This window comes from Nocardia spumae, assembly GCF_020733635.1.
GTDB classification, from domain to species: domain Bacteria; phylum Actinomycetota; class Actinomycetes; order Mycobacteriales; family Mycobacteriaceae; genus Nocardia; species Nocardia spumae.
The window spans coordinates 6,813,102-6,831,811 of the sequence record NZ_JAJFZL010000001.1 but is presented as its reverse complement, the minus strand read 5'-3'; the positions used below and the strand labels follow the sequence as shown (position 1 = coordinate 6,831,811).

The 18,710-nt window shown below is 67.3% G+C and carries 18 protein-coding genes; 7 read left to right on the top strand and 11 right to left on the bottom strand.

Translation table 11 applies throughout. From position 1 onward, the window contains the following. Positions 1–374 precede the first annotated feature (374 nt). The 3 genes from LKD76_RS30555 to LKD76_RS30545 form a co-directional block, all read right to left on the bottom strand. Positions 375–1,040, bottom strand: coding sequence for a LutC/YkgG family protein (locus tag LKD76_RS30555; protein ID WP_227984875.1), 666 nt, complete (start codon positions 1,038–1,040; stop codon positions 375–377). A gap of 89 nt (positions 1,041–1,129) precedes the next feature. After that, positions 1,130–2,170, bottom strand: coding sequence for a tellurite resistance/C4-dicarboxylate transporter family protein (locus tag LKD76_RS30550; RefSeq protein ID WP_227984873.1), 1,041 nt, complete (start codon positions 2,168–2,170; stop codon positions 1,130–1,132). A 130-nt stretch (positions 2,171–2,300) separates the two neighbouring features. Next, positions 2,301–3,917 (bottom strand): GMC family oxidoreductase, encoded by a 1,617-nt coding sequence (locus tag LKD76_RS30545; RefSeq protein ID WP_227984871.1) that lies wholly within the window; start codon positions 3,915–3,917, stop codon positions 2,301–2,303. Between the two features lie 325 nt (positions 3,918–4,242). Between LKD76_RS30545 and LKD76_RS30540 the strand changes: the two genes are divergently transcribed. Continuing rightward, entirely contained in the window at positions 4,243–4,731 is a 489-nt protein-coding gene (locus LKD76_RS30540) for a glutathione peroxidase (protein WP_227984869.1), read from the top strand. A gap of 84 nt (positions 4,732–4,815) precedes the next feature. Here LKD76_RS30540 and LKD76_RS30535 read toward each other — a convergent pair whose 3' ends face one another. Beyond that, complete coding sequence (locus LKD76_RS30535) at positions 4,816–5,382, bottom strand: TetR/AcrR family transcriptional regulator (protein WP_227985485.1); 567 nt, start codon at positions 5,380–5,382, stop codon at positions 4,816–4,818. 182 nt (positions 5,383–5,564) lie between these two features. Here LKD76_RS30535 and LKD76_RS30530 point away from each other — a divergent pair, with 182 nt between their 5' ends. Further along, positions 5,565–6,233, top strand: coding sequence for a class I SAM-dependent methyltransferase (locus LKD76_RS30530; RefSeq protein ID WP_227984867.1), 669 nt, complete (start codon positions 5,565–5,567; stop codon positions 6,231–6,233). Positions 6,234–6,275: 42 nt separating this feature from the next. On the opposite strand, the gene LKD76_RS30525 is transcribed toward LKD76_RS30530, so the two are convergent. The 7 genes from LKD76_RS30525 to LKD76_RS30495 all read right to left on the bottom strand — a co-directional run bounded on the left by LKD76_RS30525 (position 6,276) and on the right by LKD76_RS30495 (position 13,122). Further along, positions 6,276–7,349, bottom strand: coding sequence for an alpha-L-rhamnosidase-related protein (locus tag LKD76_RS30525; protein ID WP_227984865.1), 1,074 nt, complete (start codon positions 7,347–7,349; stop codon positions 6,276–6,278). Then, on the bottom strand, positions 7,336–8,067 hold the full coding sequence (locus LKD76_RS30520) for a class I SAM-dependent methyltransferase (RefSeq protein WP_227984863.1): 732 nt from the start codon (positions 8,065–8,067) through the stop codon (positions 7,336–7,338). The genes LKD76_RS30525 and LKD76_RS30520 overlap by 14 nt, the downstream gene beginning before the upstream one ends. Next, a complete protein-coding gene (locus LKD76_RS30515; RefSeq protein WP_227984861.1) occupies positions 8,061–9,320 on the bottom strand; it encodes a glycosyltransferase family 4 protein in 1,260 nt (419 codons plus the stop codon). Before LKD76_RS30515 ends, LKD76_RS30520 begins: the two co-directional genes overlap by 7 nt. 20 nt (positions 9,321–9,340) lie before the next feature. Then, complete coding sequence (locus LKD76_RS30510; protein WP_227984860.1) at positions 9,341–10,201, bottom strand: LLM class F420-dependent oxidoreductase; 861 nt, start codon at positions 10,199–10,201, stop codon at positions 9,341–9,343. Positions 10,202–10,297: 96 nt separating this feature from the next. Beyond that, positions 10,298–11,782: an FAD-dependent oxidoreductase gene (locus LKD76_RS30505; RefSeq protein WP_227984858.1), complete on the bottom strand. Its 1,485-nt coding sequence runs from the start codon at positions 11,780–11,782 to the stop codon at positions 10,298–10,300. A gap of 13 nt (positions 11,783–11,795) precedes the next feature. Next, positions 11,796–12,224, bottom strand: coding sequence for a carboxymuconolactone decarboxylase family protein (locus LKD76_RS30500; protein WP_227984857.1), 429 nt, complete (start codon positions 12,222–12,224; stop codon positions 11,796–11,798). Further along, positions 12,211–13,122 (bottom strand): NAD(P)-dependent oxidoreductase, encoded by a 912-nt coding sequence (locus LKD76_RS30495; RefSeq protein ID WP_227984855.1) that lies wholly within the window; start codon positions 13,120–13,122, stop codon positions 12,211–12,213. Before LKD76_RS30495 ends, LKD76_RS30500 begins: the two co-directional genes overlap by 14 nt. Positions 13,123–13,560: 438 nt before the next feature. Between LKD76_RS30495 and LKD76_RS30490 the strand changes: the two genes are divergently transcribed. From LKD76_RS30490 to LKD76_RS30470, 5 genes are all read left to right on the top strand, one after another. Then, positions 13,561–14,076, top strand: a complete 516-nt coding sequence (locus LKD76_RS30490) for a nuclear transport factor 2-like protein (protein ID WP_227985484.1) — start codon at positions 13,561–13,563, stop codon at positions 14,074–14,076. Positions 14,077–14,081: 5 nt separating this feature from the next. Continuing rightward, a complete protein-coding gene (locus LKD76_RS30485) occupies positions 14,082–15,323 on the top strand; it encodes a hypothetical protein (protein ID WP_227984853.1) in 1,242 nt (413 codons plus the stop codon). A 35-nt stretch (positions 15,324–15,358) separates the two neighbouring features. Further along, complete coding sequence (locus LKD76_RS30480; protein ID WP_227984851.1) at positions 15,359–16,972, top strand: acyl-CoA synthetase; 1,614 nt, start codon at positions 15,359–15,361, stop codon at positions 16,970–16,972. Positions 16,973–17,046: 74 nt separating this feature from the next. Then, positions 17,047–17,730, top strand: coding sequence for an acetoacetate decarboxylase family protein (locus LKD76_RS30475; protein ID WP_308188604.1), 684 nt, complete (start codon positions 17,047–17,049; stop codon positions 17,728–17,730). Positions 17,731–17,806: 76 nt separating this feature from the next. Continuing rightward, positions 17,807–18,574, top strand: coding sequence for an SDR family NAD(P)-dependent oxidoreductase (locus LKD76_RS30470; RefSeq protein ID WP_227984849.1), 768 nt, complete (start codon positions 17,807–17,809; stop codon positions 18,572–18,574). The last annotated feature ends 136 nt before the right edge of the window (positions 18,575–18,710 follow it).

The following is an 18,710-nucleotide window of genomic DNA, read 5'->3' as shown; positions in this document are numbered from 1 at the left end:
ATCAGGCCGAGCCAGTAGAGCGCGCAAGCCAATACGAAGACCACCGCAGTTTCCATGACTCCATCATTCCTCGAGTTCGGCGCCCGCGCCGTCGTCCCCGGTCGCGGCGGCCAGGATGCGGAAGATCCGCCCGGCCGGCCACCCCTCGTGGGCAGACCGAGCGGATCGACTCGGTATTGCATGGGCCTGATGGGGAGGCCCTCCGTGGTTACGCGGCGCTGCCGCCGTCGGGCCTCGGCCCCATCAGGCCGTACAGCCGGTGGGTGATCCTGCCGCCCCCTCTCGCGGCAGGAGCACCTCCCGGTGTCGAGATCGACAATGCCGGGAGGTGCTTGCCGCGCCCTTAACGAGCGCTTACGGGGGTGACGGGGGCGTCAGCCGACGATGACGACGACCAGTCGCCGTTCGGTCTCCTCGATGACGCCGCCGACCTTGCCGGAATCGGCCTCGGGGTCCGTCATCGCGGCCGGGCCGCCGAACCAGGTAATGGATCGGCGCGGATCCAGTTTGTCGAGAGCCTGGGGCAACGAGTAGTCGATCTGCTCGACGCGGACCACGCAGATATGGCAATCGGCCAGCACGGCCGCATCGCGGCGGCACTGGCCCGGACCGCCGTCGAGGATCAGCGTGCCGGCGTCGGCGACCGCACCGGCGCATCGGGTGACCACCGCATCGGTGCGTTCCCGGTCCAGGATCGACAACTGCGGCTGATCGTCGAGGACGCGATGATCGGCATCCACCGACCAGTGCAGCAGCCACTCGTCGGGCAGCCCGTCCGGCGCCAGCGCGGACCGGGCGCCGTGGGCGCGCAGCGCGAGGTCGAGGGTCGCGGGGATCTCCTCCGGATCTACTCGATGTACCTGGGCCCCATGATGTTTGAGGCGGGCAGTGAATATTTCGACGATCTCGGCCTGGTCGGCAGCCGAGGTGGCAGGCGCGTGCCGCTGATAGTTGCGCGGCACCGGGACCGTGCGTTCGTCATCGGGTAGCGCCTCGAGGGCATCGCGCACGCGGCGCAGGAATTCCTCCCGCGAGGTCACCGTGAATCTCCCGTTCGATATTTGCTCCGGCTCCTCCCGCCGGAATGTACATCCGCGACCAGGCTACCGTGCGGTAGGAGTTCGCGAGCTCAGCCCGCGGATTCGGTGCGACGCCGACGCCGGATCAGGGTGACGATCAGATCGGATGCGGTGGCCACCCACACCGCCAGTGCCACCCATGCTTCGGCGTGCCCGAAGCCGACCATCCACTGCTCGCCGGTGACCCGTCCCAGTTCCGCGGTGCCGACGCCGTACATGCCCACGGGGAAGACGATGCTCCACAGACCCGGTTCGTAGGCCAGTCCGAAGTGCCGCACCAGATGGCGCCAGATCCCGGCCGCCAGCAACAACGGCACCAGCCAGCTGCCGAAGGCCCACAGCACCAGGACCGAACCCTCGAGCATCGGCCGCACGGTGCCGATCAGAGGTATCGTGTCCCGATCGAGGATCTGGGTGCCGGCCAGGACGCTGATCGCGGTGGCGCCCATGAAGATCCAATAGGTCGGGGCCAGGCGTTCCGCCGTCATCGCCACGCTGAACAAGCCGCCGAGTACGACCGCCGCCACGATCCCGTACAGGACCACCCCGACCGACCAGCACAGCAGCGCCGCCACCGCCAAGCGCTGACTCCACGGATGGGGCAGGGCCGTGGCCGCCACCGCCACCGCCTGGGTGCCGACCACCCACAGGAACCAGGTGCCGTTCGCGCCGGTGAGCGCCGCCGGCGCATCGTGGTTGAGCATCAGCAACGCGGGGATCGAGTAGCACAGCACCACCCAGGCGACGGTCGCCACGAGTAGCAGGACCAGCGCCGCAGCCACCTGATCGTGCCGGGCCAGCCCCGCCGACATCACCCCCGTGGCGGCGACGAAGGCGAGATAGGTGAAACCGGTGGCCGGATTCACCGCATCGGCCACGACGCGGTCGCGGTGGTAGACGATGCGCAGCACCGTCGCGATCACCAGTACCGCGTAGGCGATCAGTCCGATGACCAGCAGCGCCGTGCCGCCCCAGCTCCACCCCGCCGCGCCCACGGCCCGCGAGACGATGCCGGTCGCCATGACCGAGGCGAACCAGCCCGGCCCGAGGTTCGCCACGAAACCCACTCGCCGCCCGAACGACTCGTCCACAGCGCGAGTGTTCCACGCCCGCGTGCGGCGCCCGCGCATCCACACCGAGGACCGGGGAGTCGTGCACTCGGCCCGGGGCCATCGAAAGGCCCCGGCTGTGGTTGTCGGCACAGCCGGGGCCGGTGCCGAATTACGCGGAGGCGCCGAGGAATTCGGCGGCCTTCTCGCCGATCATGTAGCACGGCGCGTTGGTGTTACCGCCGGTGATGGACGGCATGATCGAGGCGTCCGCGACGCGCAGGCCCTCGATACCGCGCACCCGCAGCTGCGGGTCGACCACGGCGCGTTCGTCCACACCCATCCGGCAGGTGCCGACCGGGTGATACACCGAGTGGATACGCATCGGCAGTTCACGCCGCAGCGCGGTCTCGTCGGTGAACGCGGGGCCGGGGGAGAGCTCCTCGGTGATATCGCCGGCGATGCCCTTGTGCGCGGCCGCCTCGCGGATCATGCCGATGGCCTCGACCAGGAAGTCCATATCGGCCGGATCCGACAGGTAGCCGGGGTCGATCAGCGGCGAGGCCAGCGGATCGGTCGAGGCCAGCCGCAGTTCGCCACGGCTCTTGGGGTAGATCAGCGTCGGGAAGACCGTCATCGCCTCGCGGCGGTCGACCAGGTGCAGCTTGTCCTCGTCCTGGTTGGGCGACGGGTAGCTCCACGGCAGGGTGTGGATCTGCATGTCCGGGACGTCCTTGGCGAAGGAGGTCCGTACGAAACCGACGGATTCGAACACCGTGCGGCCCATCCACGAGCTGCCGGGCTTACGCAGCTCCCGCAGGAAGCCGGCCGCGAAGTGCGTCGGGATGCCGCGGTGCAGCGCCTTCTTGGAGACGAAGGTCATCGGCACGAACAGGTGGTCGTGCAGGTTCTGGCCGACGGGCAGATCCGCGTTCACCTCGATGCCGAGGTCGCGCAGGTGGCCGGCGGGGCCGATGCCGGACAGCATCAGAATGTGCGCCGAGCCCATCACGCCACCGGAGACCACGACCTCCTTGTTGGCGCGGATGATCCGGCGGCCCTTCTTCTCGATGACCTCGACGCCGGTGGCCCGGCCCTTCTCGATCACGACGCGGGCCACGTGCGCGTGGGTGACGACCTTCAGATTCGGGTTGGGGCGGTTGGTGATGAAGCCGCGCGACGAGCTGAAGCGCAGGCCGTCCTTCACGCTCTGCTGGAAGATACTGATGCCCTCTTGGGACTCACCGTTGTAATCCTCGATGACCGGGACGCCGAAGGTGTCGGCCGCGGCCTCCATCCATTCCTTGGCGATCGGGGTCAGTTCCTTCTGCCGGGTCACCTCGATGGGGCCGCCCGCGCCGCGCAGGTCGGTGGCACCGTCCTCCCAGTTCTCCAGCCGCTTGTAGGCGGGCAGCACGTCCTCGTAGCTCCAGCCCTCGCAGCCCTCGGCCGCCCAGGAATCGAAGTTGGCCTTGTTACCGCGCACGAAGAGCATGCCGTTGACCGAGCTGGAACCACCCAGCACCTTGCCGCGCGTCATCGGGATCAGGCGCTCGGCGGCGTGCTTCTGCGGCACCGAGTACTGCGACCAGGTCACCTGATGCTTGAGCTGCGGCACCGTGTGCACCGTCGTGATCATGCCGGGGACACTGACCAACTTGGTGTTGTCCTTGCGGCCGGCCTCGAGCAGGATGACGCTGGCGCCGTGCTCGGCGAGCCGACTGGCAACGGTGGCACCGGAGCTGCCCGCGCCGATGACGATGTAATCGGCTGCGCTGGTGTCGGTCATGTTCGGTTACCTCATCTTCGAAGTGGTAGCGGCTGATCGCGGCTGCGCTCGGCGCGGGAGCGTGCCTCAGATCACTGTAGAACAAGTTCTAATAATGGTGAAGACACGGAGCCGTGAAATCGACCCGCGAGACGCGGTCCGGCATTGACTTCGCGCCGATGACCAGCAGTGTTCGCTGGGGCACACCATAGAACAGGTTGCAATTCGGGGAGGGCGGACCGGTTCGGAGCCGCATCCAGGGATGGGGTGTGACCGGTGGCCGTCGCCACGGTGCGCGGGAGAGCGGCACTCGCGAGATCCGAGATTCCGCCTACTATTTGCGACTGTGACCGATATTCGTGAAATTCCCGTTCAGACCCTCGCAGGCGACCCCGCGACGCTGGCCGGACTCGCCGGCGACAAGTCGCTGCTCGTGGTCAATGTCGCCTCGAAATGTGGTTTGACACCGCAGTACACCGGGCTGGTGGAGCTGCAGCAGACCTACGGCCCGCGCGGTTTCAGCGTCATCGGGGTGCCGTGCAATCAGTTCATGGGGCAGGAGCCGGGTACCGCCGAGGAGATCCAGGAGTTCTGCTCGACGACCTACGGTGTGGATTTCCCGCTGCTGTCCAAGGTCGACGTGAACGGCGACGAGCGTCATCCGCTGTACGACGAGCTGGTGCAGACCGCCGACTCCGAGGGCAACGCGGGCGATATCCAGTGGAACTTCGAGAAGTTCCTGGTCGATCGCGACGGTAAGGTCGTCGGTCGTTTCCGGCCGCGGACCGAACCGCAGGATCCGAGCGTCGTAGCCGCCATCGAGGCGACGCTGTAATTCTGCCCCGCTTCGCTGCGGCGGGGTTGCGCCTGTCTCGCGAACGTTTACGAGACCGGTGCGGCGGGCGGGTGGAATTCGGAATCAGTTCCGCAAAACCTGCAGGGCCGATTTCTCCAGCCGGTCGGCGATTTCGGCATACGAGGCGTAACCCACGCCGGCCCGCACCAGGGCGCCGGCGTAGAGCAGTTCCAGGGTTTCCACCACATCGGGATCGGCATCCGCGCCGAGGGCGTCGAGCAGTCGGCGGCGGATCTCGGTCCCGATGCGAGTGCGCAGATGCGCCACATCGGGATCGGTGCCCAGCAGCGCGCTGGTCACCGCTCCGGCCAGCGCCGGTTCGTCGGCGACCAGCATGGCGATCTGGCGCAGCACCGCGACCACTCGCACGGTACTGTCGGAACTCGCCGCGGGATCCGGTGGCGGGTCGGCGGCCAGCCGACGCCAGAACACCTCGGCGACCAGGTGCTCCTTGGAGGAGAAATAGGTGTAGGCGGTGGCGGTGCCCACGCCGGCGGCCGCGGCCACCATGCGTACGGTGAGGCCGGCGAAGCCCTCACGTGACAGCACTTCCAACGCGGCCTTGGTCAACCGGTCGACGGTATCGGCCTGCTTCTCGGTGAGGCGGCGGCGAGTTGCCTCCATATTCACCGGAGTAGGCTCGGTGGAAATGGGATCGGACACGTGTCCGGATGCTACTATCATGAAGCTTCGATAGCAACTCGCATAGCCGTCTACGAGCGGATATGGTCGCAAATCACAAATAGTTGTATCCCGCTCGCATATGTGCTGACCGATGGCGCCGAGGATGGGTACGGAAAGGTGTTCTCCTGATGACTCGCGCCGATTCGGTAATTTCCGCGGGCACCGAGCGATTGTTCGAACTGGCCGAGCAGGCGATCGGATTCATGCCGGTAGACGAAGGTCGAGCGCTGTACGAGACCGCCAAACGATATGCCGGCGACGGAATTGTCGTGGAAATCGGAACGTATTGCGGAAAATCGGCGATTTATCTCGGTGCGGCCGCCCGGGAAACCGGCGCCACCGTTTATACGATCGACCATCACAGCGGTTCGGAAGAGCATCAGCCCGGCTGGGAATATCACGACACCTCTCTGGTCGATCCGGAAACCGGCCGCTTCGATACCGTCACCACATTTCGCCGGACCATGGTGCGCGCGGAATTGACCGATACGGTGATCGGCGTGGTCGGGTCCTCGGTCACCGTGGCCCGGCACTGGTGCAGCCCGATCCGACTGCTGTTCATCGACGGCGGGCACACCGAGGAAGCGGCACAGCGCGATTACGACGGCTGGGCGCACTGGGTGGCCGCGGGCGGAGTACTGGCGATCCATGATGTATTCCCGAACCCCGAGGACGGCGGCCGGGCGCCGTTCCACATCTATCGCAAGGCGCTGGACAGCGGTAATTTCCGCGAGGTCGCCGCGATCGGATCGCTGCGCGTGCTCGAGCGCTCCGCCGGCTGCGGCGGCAAGGCCTGAGCCGATCGCGCGGTAACAGCCCGAGCCGGCCCCGCGGGCGGCTCAGCTCGGCGAGCGCACGCAGTCGCAGGCGAGTCCGGTGGTGATATCGGCCCCGGGCGCGAGATCCCGGAAGATGCCGCTCCCGCCGGTGGTGCGGGCCAGCGCGTCCGCGGCCAGCACCACCGCGGCCCCGGTCCAGGTGGTCCGCTCCTCGGGCCAGCGTTTACCGTCGGCGAAAACCAGTCCGGTCCAATAGGATCCGTCGTCCTCGCGCAGGTGCTGCATACTCGCCAGCAGGCGCCGGGCCCGCTCGTCGTCGCCCAGGGCGTCCAGTGCGAGCACCAGTTCGCAGGTTTCCGCCCCGGTCACCCAGGGCCGGTCCGAGACGCAGCGGATACCGATGTCGCCGACGACGAAATCGTCCCAGCGCGCGGCGATCCGGGCCTGTCCGGCCGCACCGCGCAGCGCGCCGGACAGCACCGGGTAGTACCAGTCCATCGAATACCGGTCCTTCTCGGCGAAGGATTCCGGATGATGGCGCAGGGCATGGCCGAGTCGCAGCGCCGCGACCTCCCATTCCGGTTGCGCGCTGCCGAGCACATCGGCGATCGCCAGCGCACAGCCGATGCTGTGGAACATACTCGAGCAGCCGGTCAGCAGGGCCTCCGGCAGAATGCCGTGCGCCGTTTGCAGCCAATGGATTTCGCCGTTGCGGCCCTGCTGCAGGGTGATCACGTAGTCGATGGCCGCCCGCACCGTCGGCCACATCGAATCCACGAACCCGCGATCACCGGTGCAGCGGTAGTAGTGCCAGACGCCGGTGGCGATGTAAGCGCAGAAATTGGTGTCGGTATCGGGGTCCTCGACGATGCCGTCGCGGAACTGCAGCGGCCAGGAGCCGTCGGCGCGCTGGGTGTCCGCGGACCAGGCGTAGGCAGCGCGCGCGGCATCACGCAGCCCGGCCACCGTCAGCGCCATCGCCGATTCGACGTGGTCCCAGGGATCGGTGTGCCCGCCCCGGAACCACGGGATGGCGCCGTCGCTGTACTGTTGTGCGGCAATGGATTCCGCGGTCCGCAGACATTGACGGGTGGTCAGGACTCCGGGGATCGACGGCAGCTCAGCGGCGGGCACCGGATACCGCCGGCTTGGTGAAATACAGCGCGACGCTCTTACCGATCATCGGATCCAGTGCGGACTCGGCGAATCGGGTCAGCCACGGCCGCTTCATCATGTCCCAGACCAGCATCCGGTGGTACATCCGTACCGGCAGCGCCTCCTGCTTCTCCACCCCGACCGCGCATTTGAGCCACCAGTACGGTGCGTGCAGGGCGTGCGCGTGCTCGCTGTGGATGAACCGCATGCCGCGCGCGGCGACCTTCGCGCGCAGTTCGTCGGCCTTGTAGATGCGCACGTGCCCGCCCTCGTTGGCGTGATACTCGTCCGAGAGCGCCCAGCAGATGCGCTCGGGCAGCCAGCGCGGGACCGTGATCGCCAGGGCGCCACCGGGTTTGAGAATGCGCACCAACTCGGCGATGGCGGCCTCGTCGGCCGGTACGTGCTCGAGGATTTCCGAGGCGATGACCACGTCGAATTCACCGTCGTCGAACGGCATGGCCAGCGCGTCGCCCTGAACGGTCTCGGCGGTCGCGTACTCCGGCGCCTCACCGGCCTCCACCAGCGCGCCGAACATGATCTTCACATCCGCGAGGTCGTCCGCGTTCTGATCGAAGGCGACGGTATCGGCGCCGCGCCGATACGACTCGAAGGAGTGCCGCCCCTGGCCGCAACCCACATCGATGACCCGGGCGCCCGGCCCGATACCCAAACGATCGAAATCGACGGTCAGCATACGTTCGCCTCCTGTGTTGCGGGGGTGAGATCGGTGCCCTGGCGGCGGGCGATCGCACGTTCGTAGACCGAGACGGTCTGGGCCGCGACGGCCTCCCAGCTGAATATGGTCAGCGCGCGATGACGTCCGGATTTGCTCAGTTCGGCGACCCGGCGCGGCGAATCCAGCAGCGTGCCGAGCACCCGGGTCAACTCGTCGACATTGCCCGGCTCGACGAGCTCGGCGCAGTCGGCCACGACCTCCGGCAGGGCGCCCGCGCGGCTGGCGACCAAGGCGGTGCCGCTGGCCAGCGCCTCCACGGCGGGCAGGGAAAAGCCCTCGTACATCGAGGGAATGCAGGAGATCTGGGCCGATGCCAGCAACTCGGCCAGAGCCTCGTCGGACAGCCCGCTCGACACCGTGACGATATCGGAGATGCCCAGTTCGGCGATCAACTTCTCGGTGGGGCCGTTGGGTTCCAGCTTGGCCACCAGCTGCAGTTCGACCTCGTGGGTCAGCCGCAGCCGGGCCAGCGCCTGCAACAGATGGGAGATGCCCTTGAGCGGCTTGTCGGCGCTGGCGACCGCCACGATCCGGCCCGGTATCCGGTCCTCGCGGGGCCGGTACAGCTCGGTGTCGACGCCGAGCGGGACCACGCGTAGCTGATCGGCGTCGACCCCGAAATCGTCGGCGATATCGGTGGCCGAGGACGAGGAGACCGTGATCAGATCCGGGATCAGCCGCGCCACCCGCCGCTGCATACCGAGGAATCCGTACCAGCGGCGCACGAAGGCCTTGCGCCGCCACGGCGCGGCCGCCAGGTCCACCTCCCGATCGCGCGTGATCGGATGGTGGATGGTGGCCACCAGTGGCAGCTCCCGGGCGATATCGAGCAGACCCGAGCCCAGGCACTGGTTGTCGTGCACCACGTCGAAATCACCGGCGCGCGCCCGCAACAGCCGGGCCGCGCGCATGCTGAACGTGCGCGGTTCCGGGAATCCGGCGGTCCACATCGTGCCCAGCTCCAGCAGATCGATGCGATCGCGGATCTCACCGGGGCGCGGTGTGCGGAACGGATCGGAGTCGCGGTAGAGGTCCAGGCTGGGCACCTCGGTCAACCGCACCCGGGGGTCGAGCAGTTCCGGATACGGCTGTCCGGAGAACACCTCGACCTCATGGCCGAGTTCGGCGAGACCGTGACTCAACTTCCGGACATACACCCCCTGCCCGCCACAGTGGGTCTTGCTGCGGTAGGACAGCAGGGCGATACGCACGTCTTCGGCTCACTTCCTGTTCAGGCGCCCAACCCGGCCGGCGCGAGCTTGCCGGCCAGACGTTCGAGATAAGCCAGCACCTCGGCTTCGGACTTGTCCGGCAACCCGTACAGTACGTCGGTCACCCCGGCCTTGCTCCACTCGGCCAGCCGCTCCACATCGGGCTTGCCGTCGAGCGCGACCACGCGCGGAGTGTCCTCGCGGCCCTCCTCCTGCCACACCTTGCCGAGCAGTCGCAGCCGTTCCAGCAACGTCTCGGTTTCGTACGGGGTGGTGATCCAGCCGTCGGCCGAACGGGCGATCCAGCGGAAGCCCTGTTCGGTGCCCGCGGTGCCGATGAGCACGGGAACCTTGGCCTGTACCGGTTTGGGCCACGCCCAACTCGGGCCGAACTTCACGAATTCGCCGTCGTAGCTGGCCTCTTCGTCGGTCCACAGGGCGCGCATGGCCTCGAGGTATTCACGCAGCACGGTGCGCCGCTTCTTACCCGGCACGCCGTGGTCGGCGAGTTCGTCGGTGTTCCAGCCGAATCCGGCGCCGAGACTGACCCGGCCGCCGGACAGGTGATCCAGGGTGGCGATGGTCTTGGCCAGCGTGATCGGGTCGTGTTCGACGGGAAGTGCCACCGCCGTGGACAATTCGATCCGTTCGGTGACCGCCGCGGCAGTCCCGAGCGCCACCCACGGATCGAGGGTGCGCATATAGCGATCGTCGGGCAAGCTCTCATCGCCGGTCAGCGGATGTGCGGCCTCGCGCTTGATCGGAATGTGGGTGTGCTCGGGCACGAAGAACGACGAGAATCCGCGTTCCTCCGCGGCTTTGGCGGCCGCGGCGGGGGTGATGCCGCGATCGCTGGTGAACAGGACGATGCCGAAACGCATGGTGTTCCTTTCGAAGTCGTGCGGGACACCCGCACCCGGTCGCGCCGATGAGAGGGTTGCGCATGGTGTCTCATCGGCGCTCCTGCCGATCCGGCATCAGTTCGACGCGGAACCGTCGTTGGCGGCGGCGCGGCCGGCCCGGCGGCCGTAGAAGCTGCCGTCACCGAGCGACGTGCCACTGGCGTAACCGCCCGCGCAGACGCCCGAGGTGCAGCGACCCGCGGCGTACAGGCCCGGGATCGGTTCACCGGTCACGTGCATGACCCGGGAATCGAGGTCGGTGCGCAGACCACCGAGGGTGAAGCCGGCGGTGAACCCGCGCATATCGAAGCCGGCCACCGGCGTGCCGATCGGCTTGACCCACTGCTCCTTCTTGCCGAGCATCGGGTCGGAGCCGGATTCGGCGTGCCGGTTGTAGACCTCGACCGTGGCCTGCAGCGCACCGGCGGGCAGGCCCATATCGGACTCGAGTTCCTCGACCGTTTCCGCCGCCCAGGTCGGCGGCTGCCGGAAGTAGGGAGAGCTGGTCTCGGTCTTCAGGGCCTCTTCCAGCGCTTCCTCGTCGATGATCAGGAACGCCTGATTGTCCTGCTGGATGAGGGTGGCCTGACCGATCCGGCCCGGGTAGGTGTCCTCGGCGATGTAGCGCTGGCCGCGGCCGTTGACCAAGATGCCGCGCACCATCGTCTGGGGATCGCCGAAGAAGGCGACCTCGGTGGCGTCCATATGCGCCAGTTCCGCACCCAGGGCCTGGGCGACGCGGATGCCGATACCGTCGTGCTCCTCGATCGCGGCGGCGGGACGTCCGATCAGCCGGGGCGCGTAGCCCTCGATCATCTTGGTCTCGTAGGCGAAACTTCCGGTCGCCAGGACCACGCCGCGCCGCGCCCGGATGTTGAGCAGGGTGCCGTAACGCTTGGCCACCACACCGACCACGCGGTTGTCGTCATCGACGATCAGCCGTTGGATCCGGATGTCGTATTCGGCTCGCACCCCGAGCTTTTCGGCGGTGTCGGTGAGCGGCTTCATCAGCATGTAGCCGCCGCCCTGCTCACCGATGCGCTTGTTCTGCATCTGCGGCAGGTGCCCGCGCGGGGCGGGAGTGGCGATGTCCTTGAATGGGGCGGAGTTCTCGCCGCCGGAGTACATCAGACCCTCGTCGTGCGGCGGTTCCCAGCCCGGCTCGCCCCAGAATTCCTCCTTGAACGGAACACCCTGGGCGACAAGCCAGTTGAAGTGCTCGACGCTGCCCTGGCAGTAGTCGTGGATCTTGGCCTCGTCCACACCGGGCCCGAGGGCCGCCAGCATGAACTTCTCCATGTTCTCCGGAGTGTCCTCGAAGCCGAGGGCCTTCTGCAGCGGAGTACCGCCGCCCAGATAGATGAAGCCGCCCGACAACGATGCCGCGCCGCCCCAGCCGCCGGTGCGCTCGAGCACCAGGACATCGGCGCCGGCTTGGGCCGCTTCGATCGCGGCGGCCGCACCGGCTATGCCGTAGCCGGCGATGACCACGTCGGCTTCGTCATCCCATTCGCTGATCTCGGCGGCTGACTGTGGTCGTACACCCTGGGTGTCGGACATGTGGCGCTGATCCTTACTGTTCGGTGGTGGCCTGTTCGCGGGCCGCTCCGGCCGCCCGATCGGCGGCCTTCCGCTCGGCCGCGACGACTTTGCCGATGACACTGTCGAGTTTCGTACCGGCTCCCCAGCCGGTGTAGTGGCACAGGAATATCGCGATCTCGCGCAACTGTTCCTCGGTCAGTTCCCCGTTGCGCAGGGCCGCGCTGACCTGGATCTCGGTCACATCGAGATGACCCTGTGCGGTGAGCGCGCCGAGCAACAGCAGGCGGCGGTCCCGGTCGGACAGTTGCGTGCGGCTCCAGATATCGGCGAACAGGTGGTCGACGGTCACCGCGAAATGTTCGCCGGGGCCGTCGGAGACCTCCCAGCCGTAGACCTCGCTCATCTTGGCCAGGCCGCGAGCGCGCCGATCGTCGGGCGCCCCGTTGTCACTGCCGGTCATGACTCTCCTCTGCGGTCTCTGCGATCGGTCCGGGACCGACGCCGAGACCGTCGCCGAGTCCGTTCAAAGCCTTACGCGCGAAGGGTAATTCGACGCCGAGCCGCTCACCCAGTGCCAGCGCCAGCGACAGATCCTTCTCCCCGAGGTCGCGGGTGTGGGTGAAGATCGGATGCCAGAAATCATCGGCGGCGACCGGTGCGGTGGTGTCACGCAACATGATCGCGCCCGCGCCGCCGGTGATGGCGTCCGAGTGCCGGACCACCTTGCCCAGGTCGACGATGTTCAGCCCGGCCGCCTCCGCGAGGCGCTGGGCCTCGGCGGTAGCGGTGAACGAGACGAAGTGCAGCAGGTTGCGGGCCAGTTTCATACGGGTGCCGGCGCCGACCTCACCGGCGTGGACGACCAGTTCGGCCCAGTGTCCGAACGGTTCGCGCACCTTCTCGAAGGCGTTGTCGCTACCGCCCACCATGACCGCCAGCGAGCCCTTCTTGGCGCCCGCGGCACCGCCGCTGACCGGCGCGTCGACGAATTCCACCCCATGTTCGGCACAGACCGCGGCCAGTTCCACCGCGGTGCGGTCGCTGATGGTCGAATGCACCGCCACGACCGTGCCCGGCCGCGCGGTGGTGAGCACTCCGTCGGGTCCGGTCAGCACGGACCGGACCTGGGCGTCGTCGAGGACGACGATGGAGATCACCGCCGCGCGTTCGGCCACCTCGGCGGCCGTCTTCGCCGGTTCGGCACCCCCGTCGACGAACGGTTGCATCGCCTCCGCTCTGGTATCGCAGACGACCAGGCCGCCGGGGCGATTCAGCAGACGCTCGGCCATCGGCGCACCCATGTTGCCCAGGCCGATGAAGCCCGCAGCGTTGGTGCTGTCGTTCGTGGACCCGCTCATGGGTACCTTTCGGTGCTGTCTGGACACGTGTACGGAACTATAGGTTCGACTCTGATCTTGGCGCAAGAACTTGTTTCAATTCCGTCCTCTCGACGGAGGGTGCCACACCCGCGCCGACCACGGTCTCATCGGGGCTCGCGGTCCCGGTCGCGCACCCGTTCTCCGGTGGCAAAAATGGCTGATCCATTGTCGGGTCCGAATTGCGGTGGTAGCGTCCAGACACATGTCCAGCGATGTGTCTTTCGCGCCTGTCCGCGAGAGATCTCCCGGCCTGAACTCGTTCTCGAAACCGGGCTGACGGACCCATGACTCCCCGCGATCGCCCGCACCGGCGCTCGCCTCGACTCAGACATCGGCGACGGCCGGTGACCGAATGTGAAGGAAACCGCAGTGACCGAAACTGCCAAGTCCGGATTCGACCGGGACGAACTCGACGAAATGGTCCGCCGCTGGGTGGTGGAGAACCAGAACTGTGAGAAGGCCGGGGATTGGCGTCCGCTGGCCGATATGTACACCGAGGACGCCACCTACGGCTGGAACTATGGGCCCACCCAGGAGTTCATGGCCGTCGGTCGCGAGGAGATCCGCGATCTCGCCCTCGGGCAGGAGATGGACGGCCTCGAGGGCTGGACCTACCCGTATCAGGACTTCGTCATCGACGAGCGCAGTGGCAACGTGATCGGCCTGTGGAAGCAGGTCAACGAGAACACCCGGGCCGACGGCCGCAACTACAGCCCGGAGGGCATCGGCGGCAGCTGGTTCCGTTACGGCGGCGACTTCCAGTGGTCGTGGCAGCGCGACTTCTTCGACTTCGGCAACGTCTCGGCCCTGTTCGTCGAGATGATCACGGCGAATGCGCTGTCGGACGGCATGCGGAAACGGATCGAGCGGTCGGCCGCCGGACCGCTCCCGGGGTGGTACAAGATCGGCGAGTCGCCGGTCCCGCTGTGGTGACCGATATGCGTCACAGCAGGTTCGCCGAGCTCAGCCGGGAACAGCTGGCGGTGCTGGTGCCCGAACTCCTGCTGTGCGGGCACCTCATCGACCGCTCCGGGATGGCGCATTCGATCGGGGCCTTCGGTCGTGATGGCATGGCTGAGGTGGCGATCGAGGAATGGCAACTGGCCAGTCCGATCTACACCCGCCGGATGCGCGCGGCACTCGGCATCCCCGGCGACGGGGTCGTCACCATTTTCAAAGGGCTGCAACTGGATATCGGTGCGCCGCCGCAGTTCATGGACTTCCGATTCCGCGTCGACGACGACCGCAACGGCGAGTTCTGGCTGGACCACTGCGGCGCCCTCGCCGATGTCGAGCCGATGGGTGAGGACTACGTGGTGGCCATGTGCCACACCATCGAGGACCCCACCTTCGACGCGACGGCGCTGGCCACCAACCCGCATGCGCGGGTGCGCCCGATCCACCGGCCGCCGCGCGCGCCGGCCGATCGAGTCCCGGTGTGCGCGTGGACGGTTCGCATCGATCCGGCCAACGAGCCGCCGAAGGAACCCGCCAATGCCGCGCGGATGGCCGCCTTCGCCGCCGTCGATCTCGAATTGGCGCCGATCGCCGCCGGCGGGCCGGGCCGATCCGACTACGCCGGCCCGCTGCTGAGTGATATCGATTTCACCGACTTCTCCCGTGCCGCGTTGGTGCGGATGGCCGATGAGGTCTGCCTGCAACAGCATCTGCTCAATCTCGGCTTCCTGATCGCCGTCGGTGATCGCGCCGATGCCGAGACCACCGCGGCCATCGCCCGCAAGCAGTTCACCGGTATCGCCGGACTCACCTCCGAACGACTCCGGGAGGCAATGGGATTCGGCACCGGCTTCGACGACCTGGCGCGGGTGCTGCGGCTGCATCCGGCGTGGAATCCGCTGCCCTACGTCGAGATGGAGATCGACTCCTATCACGATTCGGCGGTGCTGCGGATCGCGCGCGACAGCCCCGGCGTGCGCGACGGCGGGTGGCCGGCCGCGATCGACGCCGATCATCTCGAACCATTGACCGCCATGGTCCGCGGCGTGAACCCGCGGTTCGAGGTGCACGCCCGCGCCGGTGACGAATCCGAACTGGTCGTCGAGATAACCCAGGCCGCAACACCTTTCAAGGAGTCGCCGGAGGTGGCCATCACCCGGTTCAGCACCGGTGCGGACTTCCACTTCTCCGCGCGGCAGTCGCTGCCGCTGACCGTCGTCTAGTTCCGATACGCCGCACGCAACGAGAGATATCGACTATGCCCAACAATTTCGCCGACCTGTTCGAGCACGCCGTGGACGCCATGCCGGATCGGGTGGCGCTGGTGCAGGGCGATCGCCAGGTCACCTACCGGGAGCTGGAGAATCGCGCCAACCAGCTGGCTCACCATCTGGCGTCGGTGGGATTGGGGGAGGGGAGTCACATCGGATTCCAGATGCACAACAGCATCGAGACGATGGAAACCCTGATCGCGGCCTTCAAATTGCGTGCGGTCCCGATCAATATCAACTACCGCTACGGCGCCGACGAGTTGCGCTACGTCTATGACAACGCCGACCTCGAAGCGGTCGTCCACCACCGGTGCTACTCGCCGGTGGTGGATCAGGTGCGTCCGCAGATCACCACGCTGCGCCACAGCTTCGTCGTCGACGACGATCAGGGCGGCGACGGTGTGTCCAGCGAGTCCACGCCGTACCAGCTGGCGTTCGAGAACAGTTCCACCGCACGCGATTTCGGTGAGCGCAGCGCCGACGACCTGTTCATGATGTACACCGGTGGCACCACCGGCATGCCCAAGGGCGTGATGTGGCGCCAGGAGGATATGTGGCGGGTTCTCGGTGGCGGTATCGACTTCTACACCAACGTCCCGGTGGCCGACGAGTTCGAGCAGTCCCGGGTCGGTTCGGGCAACGATCCGCTGCGCTGGCTGATCCTGCCGCCGCTGATTCACGCCGCCGCGATGATGCCCACCTTCACCGCATTGTGGTCGGGCCAGACGGTGATCTACGAACCCCGCTTCGATCCCGACCGGGTGTGGCAGGTGGTGGCCGCGCGCGGCGCCCATATCGTGGTCATGACCGGTGACGCCATGGCCCGGCCGCTGGTGAACTCCTTCCAGCGGACGCCGGTGGACGCCTCGACCGTGGTCGCGCTCGCCTCCGGCGCCGCACTGCTGTCGCAGCCGGTGAAGAACGACATGCTGGAGCTGTTCCCGAATGCGATGATCACCGATTCGATCGGCTCCTCGGAGACGGGATTCGGCGGCATCGGCGTGGCGGAGAAGAATGCCGACCCCACCCGCGGTCCGCGCGTGCAGACCGGTCGCGGCGCGGTCGTGGTGGACGACGAGGGCCGGCCGGTCGAGCCCGGCACCGAGGGGTGGATGGCCAAGACCGGGTCGGTGCCGCTGGGCTACTACAAGGATCAGGCCAAGTCCGACAAGCTGTTCCGCACCGTCGACGGTGTGCGGATGGTGATCACCGACGACCGCGCGCGGGTGGAACCGGATGGTCACATCACCCTGCTCGGGCGCGGCAATATGGTCATCAACACCGGCGGTGAGAAGGTCTTCGTCGAAGAGGTGGAGGCGGTCGTGAAGTCCCATCGGGACATCTACGACGTCGTGGTCATCGGGGTGCCGCACGAGCGCTGGGGTCATCAGGTCGCCGCGGTGGTGTCGCTGGAAGGCTCGGCGGAGCTGGATTTCGCGGATCTCGAGGCACATGTGCGCACACATCTCGCGGGCTACAAGTTGCCGCGCAGCATCTGGGTGGTCGATGTCGTCGGGCGCACCCCCAGCGGGAAGCCGGACTATCGCTGGGCGAAGTCGCACGCGGAGAAGGAGACGCCGGATTTCGTGGTCGGCGGCTGACGGACCGGTCCCGGTGAATGGGAATTCGAGACCGGGGCCTGCCCAACCGGACTGGAACGTGTTCTACTTGAGAGGTGACAGCGGTGCATTCGGTCCTCGGTGACAAAGTCAGGATGCCGGTCGAGATTCGCGACGCCGACGCCTGTGCGGCCACATTTCTCGTCGACGCGCGAGCCGCGCGGGAGATCATCGCGCCGACCGGACTGCGACCGTTGCTGGTTGCCGGGCGGGCGGTGTGCTCCCTGGTCTTCGTGCGCTACGTGGACGGCGACCTCGGCCCATACCACGAGTTCGGGCTCACCCTGATGGTGCGCGGTGGCGACGGCGGTCCGGGCGTGTACATCCCGTGGCTGCCGGTGAACCAGAGCTTCACCTGTGCGGCGGGCCGCGAGATCTGGGGCTTCCCCAAGGAGATCGCCGACATCGACATCACACCGGTGCGACGAGGCAAGCGCTGCGAGGTGCGGATCGACGGCAAGCTGGTGGTCGCGATGCGCACCGCCGGCGGTGTGCCGTCACCGGGCGGTATGGGCGGCGCCTCGATCGCGGCCTACACCCTGATGGACGGCGTGCTGCGCCGCACTCCGTGGGTGATGAATCCCGAACAGGTGCGGATGGGATTGGGCGGCACCGAGATCGAGCTCGGTGACCATCCGGTCGCCGAGCAGATGCGGGCGCTCGGCCTGCCCAAACGCGCATTGTTCAGCAGTCGAATCGGTCTGTTGCGCATGACGTTCGAGGATGCCCGAGTCGTGTGACGGGCCAGGCCTGCCGAGCTGCGCGGTCCGCTCGTGGGTCCGGCGATGCGGGATTCCGCGTAATCCAGGAGGTTCGATGACGAAAACAGCAATTGTGACCGGCGCGGCCAGTGGCATGGGCCGGATGGCCGCCCAGCGCTTGGCGGCGGCGGGTTACAAGGTGGCCGCACTCGATATCAACGAGACGGGTCTGGCCGAAACCGCCCGCCGTTCCCCGAATATGAGCACCTACACCTGCGATGTCGCCGACGAGCAGGCGGTGCGGACGGTGATCGAGAAGGTGCGCGGGGATCTCGGCCCGATCGACCACGTGGTGCACGCGGCCGCGTTGTGTCGCGTGGGTTCGGCACTGACCCACGATGTTTCGGAGATGCGCCGGTTGATGGACATCAACTACGGCGGCACCATCAATATCTGCCAGGCCATCGTGCCGGAGATGAAGCAGCGTGGCCGCGGGACCCTGGTCCTGTTCGCGTCGGTGGCCGGTTGGCTGCCGTCCCCGGGGTTGGCCGCCTACTCCGCCTCCAAGTTCGCTGTCGTCTGCTATCACGAGGCACTGGCGCAGGAACTGACCGGTACCGGCGTGCGGCTGATCTCGATCTGCCCGCCTATCGTGGAAACCCCGCTGCTGGACGGTATTCGATCCGAGGACGCCTCGGTGGTCGCCGGCCAGAAGGGCATCGCGCCGGAGAAGGTGCTCGATGCGGCGGAGCGGGCGGTGGCGAACCCCAAGGCGCCGCTGTTCGTCTTCCCCGGACCGGCCAAGCCGCTGGTTCTGGCCCGCCGATTCGTGCCGAACTTCCTGCGCAAACAGGTGATTCGAATGGTCAAGCCGCAATTGTGAGGTCGCCGGGCGGGTTCGGCGGCCACCCGATCCCACTCGAATGAACAGCCGGGCTCCGATATCGGAGCCCGGCTGTTGTCGTCAGCGTCTGTGGGGCCGACTCCGTCGTCAGGGTCTGTGGGCCCGACTCCGTCGT